This window comes from Bacillus sp. JJ722 (genome assembly GCF_036963345.1).
Taxonomy (GTDB): domain Bacteria; phylum Bacillota; class Bacilli; order Bacillales; family DSM-1321; genus Bacillus_AD.
Genome location: NZ_JBALMO010000076.1, coordinates 14,676 through 20,567, shown reverse-complemented (window position 1 = coordinate 20,567; position 5,892 = coordinate 14,676). Strand labels below are relative to the sequence as shown.

The window sequence follows — 5,892 nt, the reverse complement described above, 5'->3', positions numbered from 1 at the left end:
GACTTTTTCAGTGCCCTCACTTATTGTGCCGGTCTTTTCCATCTATTATTATTCAAATTTTTTAAAAGCAAGTGTAGCATTATGACCACCGAAGCCTAATGAATTACTTAACGCTGCTCTAATTTCTTTTGGACGAGCACCTGTAGATACATAGTCCAAATCACACTCTGGGTCCGGTGTTTCAATATTAATGGTAGGAGGTAAAATGCTTTCTTTAATTGCTAATACAGTAAAGATTGCTTCAATTCCACCTGCTGCACCTAGTAAGTGACCCGTCATTGATTTCGTAGAGCTCACCGCTAAGTTATACGCATGTTCACCAAAAACTTCTTTAATTGCCAGTGTTTCATATTTATCATTATATGGTGTACTAGTACCATGTGCATTAATATAATCGATATCTTCAGGATTAAGTCCACCATCTTCTACAGCGATTTTCATTGCACGTGCTCCACCTTCTCCACCAGGCGCTGGAGCAGTAATATGATAGGCATCACCTGTTGAACCATATCCTACTACTTCCGCATAAATATTCGCACCACGAGCAAGTGCATGTTCTAGCTCTTCTAATACAACAATTCCAGCACCTTCACCAATGATAAAGCCATCTCGATTAACATCGAATGGACGGCTAGCTGTCTTTGGATCAGGATTTGTTGATAGAGCTGTATTTGCACAAAATCCTGCAACTGACATTTTTGTAATTGGTGCTTCTGTTCCACCTGTTACCATTGCATCGGCATCGCCACGTTGGATTACTTTGAAAGCATCTCCAATAGAGTTAGTTCCAGTTGCACAAGCCGTTACCGTACATGAGTTTACACCTCTAGCACCTAAATAAATCGATACTTGACCAGCCGCCATATCAGGAATCATCATCGGTACGAAAAACGGACTTACACGACGATAGCCTCTATTTAAGAAAGTTTCATACTGCGTTTCAAACGTTTCCATCCCACCGATACCAGAGCCAATCCAAACGCCAACTCGGTTCGCATTATCATCATTAATTTCTAATTTTGCATCATCGACAGCCATTTTAGCTGCTGCTACTGCATATTGAGTGAAGCGATCCATTTTACGCGCTTCTTTTCGATCTACGTATTCTCCAATAGAAAAATCTTTTACTTCTGCTGCTACTTTAGCAGGATATTCATCACTATTTAGTCTCGTTAACGGCCCAATACCAGATACACCTTTTTTGATGTGATCCCAAGATGTTTCAACATTATTTCCTAAAGGTGTAACCGCGCCGACGCCAGTTACTACAACACGCCTATTCATTCATGTCATCTCCTTTGTCCTATTTCAATTTACAACTATTTTCCCCATCTTAAGGCAATTGCACCCCAAGTTAAACCGCCACCAAAGCCAACCATAATAACTAAGTCATTATCATTGACATTGCCAGCTTCAACTTCTTCTGCTAAAGCAATCGGAATAGATGCCGCAGAGTTATTTCCGTATTTATGAATCGTTTTTGACATTTTTTCTAGTGGTAATTCTAATCTTGTTCGAGCTGCTTCCATAATACGATAATTTGCTTGATGAGGAATTAAATAATCCACATCTTCTTTTTGTAAGCCAGCTTTTTCTAAAACGCTTATACAAGATTCACCCATTTGACGAACAGCAAATTTAAATACTTCTCTACCATTCATCACAATGTGATTATTTTCATTTTGATATAAATGCTTACCACCGGTTCCATCAGCACCTAGCTCAAATGATAGAACTCCCTTACCATCAGATACAGGTCCCATTACTACAGCGCCCGCTCCATCTCCGAACAAGACCGCCGTATTACGATCATCCCAATCTGTGATTTTTGATAGTTTTTCCACACCTACTATTAAAACATATTTATAAGCATTATTCTGTATAAATTGTTGTGCTGTAATCATTCCATACATAAAACCAGCACATGCAGCACTAACATCCATAGCAGCTGCTTTCTTTGCGCCTAATTGCTCTTGGATCATACAAGATACAGAAGGAAATGGTTGGTCAGGAGTAACAGTTGCAACTAATATTAAATCAATGTCTTCAGCTTTAATATTGGCATTTGCAATTGCTTGCGATGCAGCTTCGTATGCCATATGTGAAGTATTTAAATCATCACTTGCGATACGTCTTGCTTCAATACCTGTTCTTGTTTTAATCCATTCATCAGATGTATCCATCATTTTCTCTAAATCTGTATTAGTAACCACTTTTTCGGGTAAGTATCTTCCAATTCCAAGGATACCAGCATTCATAATCGCAGCCCCTTTTCTCATAATTATATTTATGCAAAAATGTTATTATCAAATGTTATGACTTGGTACTAATTTTACCGAATAGCTTCTTTTGATGCAAGCTACTTTTTTATTTTGAACAACTCTTCCATTAAAAAAAGCTGTTCTAACTCAGATTGATGAATTAGAACAGCTTACTTTTATTTCTTATTTGGCATCAGCCGGTGGATTAAATTGTTTTTCTGATTTAGCAATTACGATTGAAGCTAAGGCATTACCCAATACGTTAACTACTGTTCGACCCATATCTAAAATACGGTCAATACCAGCAATGAATGCCAGACCTTCAACTGGAATTCCTACTGTACCTAAAGTCGCTAATAAAACTACGAAAGATACGCCTGGAACACCTGCAATCCCTTTAGATGTAATCATTAATACGAACATTAATGTAATTTGTTCGACAACACTTAAGTGAATACCATACATTTGAGCGATAAATAACGCCGCAATTGCTTGATATAGTGTCGATCCATCTAAGTTAAATGAATAACCCGTCGGAATAACAAATGTCGCAACGTGTTTAGGACATCCTTCTTGCTCCATTTTGTCCATAATTCTTGGAAGTACTGATTCCGAGCTAGCTGTAGAGAAAGCTAAAATCAATTCTTCTTTTAGTATTCTAATAAGTCTAAACATACTATAACCTACAACCTTAGCAATAATACCTAAAACAACGATCACAAAGAAAATCATTGTTCCATACACAGTAAGCACTAATTTACCAAGAGGAATAAGTGATTCTAAACCAAATTTAGAAATCGTAACACCAATTAATCCAAAAACCCCAATTGGAGCAAATTTCATAATTAGATTTGTGACATAGAACATTACGTGAGAAGTACCATAGAAGAAATCATAAACTGTCTTTCCTCTCTCTCCTATTGCCGCAATTCCAATACCAAACATAACTGAGAAGAAAATGATTGCTAACATATCAGTTGATGCCATTGCTTCAAATGGGTTTGGCGGAACAATATTAACAATCATATCAACAACGGACTTATCTTCTTGTGTTTCCGCTGTCTCAACATAATTAGAAATATCACCTTGTTCCAGCTCGTCCATATTTACGCCTACACCAGGTTGGAAAATATTAGCCGAGATTAATCCAACACCAATAGCCATTAATGTAACACAGAAGAAATAGGCTAATGATTTACCTCCTAATTTACCTACAGCCTTTATATCACCAACACCAGCGATTGCAACAATAATACTTGAGATAATGATTGGGACAACAATCATTTTAATTAAGTGTAGAAATATATCGCCTAGCGGTTGTAAATACTGTTGCGCTGTTTCATTGCCATAGAAAATTCCTCCGACAACAATACCAAGGATTAGTCCAATCATAATTTGAGTAGCTAAACTAAATTTAATTCTTTTCATCCACTTTTCCCCTTTACTCTAGATGTGTGTACCTTATGAAAAGGTATTTTATAAAAGATATAACAAATAGCCCTTAAAACAACATATACTATTTTAGGATTCTTTTTTCTATATCTAACTTCCTTAATACAAACATTCAGAAAACGATTGCATAACAACCTTATCTGAATTGCAGTATAAGAAACCAAGAACGCTAATTTCTTGTCGCAATTAGCATTCAAAACAAAATATGAAGCAGCAAAATATCTACATTATTCAGAAAATTACCTAACGTTATTTAACTGCTTATTTTACCCAAGCTCACTTTTCCCGAAATACAGCCCACCATCAAATGGCTCTGCTTTTAATTATACTGAAAAATCTATTTCTGACAAGAAATGTGTATTCTCTTTTTTAAACATTATTTTTATATACTTAATCAAATATATTACTTATTCAAGGCATACTAGTAAAATATCGTTGTAAGTTACATAACTCTTTTTTCTTCAAATTCGGCTAGATTTAATCCTCAATAGAAAAACCCTAAAAATGGTCATAGACACATGTTTAGGGCTCAAATAATAAAAAGGCTTATTAACTTACAAGCTTACGACAAGCTTCTGCACATTTAAAACAGCTCTCCGCACATTTTTGACAATGCTCATGACTATGTTTTTTACATTCATTTCCACAAGCTTCACAAATGCTAGCACAAACCTTAGCTAATTCAATAACAAACGGTGTACCTCTTCCTATTGCTTGCTCGAAATAAGCGCATATATCCGCACATTCTCGATCCAAACGGATACAGTCAGCCATCATACTCAAATCTTCTTCTTTTAAACAAGCATCAAAGCAATGATTACAGGCAGTCATACACTCATGTAATGTTTCAATTATTTGTTTATATTTTTCAAGAGTCATCCTAAATCATCTCCTTATGTTCTGTTCTTAAGTTAAATAACCCTTAATGAAACCTTTTAAACGATTTTGGTTAGAAATGGGTATTCACTCACAGAAAAACAGAACTTAAGAATGATTTTTTTGCCAATTTCAAGAAATTTACTTTTTACGTTTTAAGATCATTCTTTATTTTTCAAAGCGTCTCGTCTTCCTAATTCATAAGCTTCTTCCATCACCTTTGTAAATAAGTCCATAAAAATGGGCAGCATTGAGATAGAAATATCAATCCCCACTGACTTTAATTTTTCCTTCCCTTCCGGAAAATGCTTCATCGCAATATTCATAAACTCTTTTTGATGACTTCTTTTCATTAAGATCATCCTCTCTAAAAACAATCAATCTATTGTTTTATATATCATTCCATTCTTTGAATAGTTTCATCTTTGCTTCATGTTCCTTCATTGCTTGTAAACCATCATATAGACTAGTATGTGCTTGTATAGTTAATGTGGCTAATGGCTCTTCTATATCTCTTTGAGAAGGAACATCATCCACTTTCTTCTGAAAAAACTGCGCAAGTTGTTCTCTCCAATCATTTTGATATTCACCTACAACATAAATCTCTTCTTGGGTTAACTCAAGTAACTGCTCCCAACCAGTACAAAAGTCATCAATATTTATAGCGCGTGCCATGTTTTGCTGAAAATACATCTTACTTTGATTAGCTAACCAAGGACCATATAAATCTGCTACATAAATCCATTGTACAGTCGAATTAATTTGCAGCATCTTCCTCCATTGATTTATTCCTTTAAGCAATTCCGAATTCATTTCCTTAGGTAAGAATATTAGAATACGGCTTTGAGGATGACTATTTCGATTTACAATTTTTCCAACCTCTTTCATCAGCAATAAAGAACTTTCAGCATCTAAATAATCGTATAAACTAACACAGATGAAACATTCCTCACCTAAATGGAGTTTATCTTGGAACGTATTTAAAGAAAAATTGGCATTTCGACTAAACAACATAGCCTTTTCATCACGATATTCAATTGTATTCTCATCCCATTCCACACCAATCACTTCATTACCTTGATTAAGTAAATGGTTGCATATATGAAAGCCCAGAAAACGATAAACGCCAATGACAATATTTTTTGTCATTCTTTAATCCCCCATTGTCCACATGATTTTACACATTTACTTTAATTGTATGCTCTATAAACCAAAACTTTCTGAATTCAACAGAACAAAAGTGCAGAGTACCCGTTCAGTGCCGTATGAGACTTACCACTTCGCATGAGATAAAGGAAACACG

Annotated in this window: 6 protein-coding genes; all 6 read right to left on the bottom strand. The window is 35.4% G+C overall.

The window, feature by feature from the left end:
* Window positions 1-48: 48 nt before the first annotated feature.
* The 6 genes from fabF to V7014_RS11000 all read right to left on the bottom strand — a co-directional run bounded on the left by fabF (window position 49) and on the right by V7014_RS11000 (window position 5,738).
* The gene (gene fabF, locus V7014_RS11025) at window positions 49-1,284 is read right to left on the bottom strand and encodes a beta-ketoacyl-ACP synthase II (RefSeq protein WP_335507052.1); all 1,236 of its coding nucleotides are present in this window, start codon (window positions 1,282-1,284) and stop codon (window positions 49-51) included.
* Window positions 1,285-1,319: 35 nt separating this feature from the next.
* Window positions 1,320-2,258 (bottom strand): beta-ketoacyl-ACP synthase III, encoded by a 939-nt coding sequence (locus tag V7014_RS11020; RefSeq protein WP_335507050.1) that lies wholly within the window; start codon window positions 2,256-2,258, stop codon window positions 1,320-1,322.
* Between the two features lie 186 nt (window positions 2,259-2,444).
* The gene (locus V7014_RS11015) at window positions 2,445-3,689 is read right to left on the bottom strand and encodes a cation:dicarboxylate symporter family transporter (protein WP_335507047.1); all 1,245 of its coding nucleotides are present in this window, start codon (window positions 3,687-3,689) and stop codon (window positions 2,445-2,447) included.
* Between the two features lie 573 nt (window positions 3,690-4,262).
* Window positions 4,263-4,592 (bottom strand): four-helix bundle copper-binding protein, encoded by a 330-nt coding sequence (locus V7014_RS11010; protein ID WP_335507045.1) that lies wholly within the window; start codon window positions 4,590-4,592, stop codon window positions 4,263-4,265.
* Window positions 4,593-4,750: 158 nt separating this feature from the next.
* Window positions 4,751-4,942 carry a ComZ family protein gene (locus V7014_RS11005; protein ID WP_335507043.1) on the bottom strand — a complete coding sequence of 64 codons (192 nt, stop codon included), beginning with the start codon at window positions 4,940-4,942 and terminating at the stop codon, window positions 4,751-4,753.
* Between the two features lie 37 nt (window positions 4,943-4,979).
* Window positions 4,980-5,738, bottom strand: a complete 759-nt coding sequence (locus V7014_RS11000; RefSeq protein WP_335507041.1) for a hypothetical protein — start codon at window positions 5,736-5,738, stop codon at window positions 4,980-4,982.
* Window positions 5,739-5,892 lie beyond the last annotated feature (154 nt).

Coding starts and splice junctions, on each gene's coding strand:
- fabF (WP_335507052.1), bottom strand. CDS start 1,284: ATGAATAGGCGTGTTGTAGTAACTGGCGTCGGCGCGGTTACACCTTTA.
- V7014_RS11020 (WP_335507050.1), bottom strand. CDS start 2,258: ATGAATGCTGGTATCCTTGGAATTGGAAGATACTTACCCGAAAAAGTG.
- V7014_RS11015 (WP_335507047.1), bottom strand. CDS start 3,689: ATGAAAAGAATTAAATTTAGTTTAGCTACTCAAATTATGATTGGACTA.
- V7014_RS11010 (WP_335507045.1), bottom strand. CDS start 4,592: ATGACTCTTGAAAAATATAAACAAATAATTGAAACATTACATGAGTGT.
- V7014_RS11005 (WP_335507043.1), bottom strand. CDS start 4,942: ATGAAAAGAAGTCATCAAAAAGAGTTTATGAATATTGCGATGAAGCAT.
- V7014_RS11000 (WP_335507041.1), bottom strand. CDS start 5,738: ATGACAAAAAATATTGTCATTGGCGTTTATCGTTTTCTGGGCTTTCAT.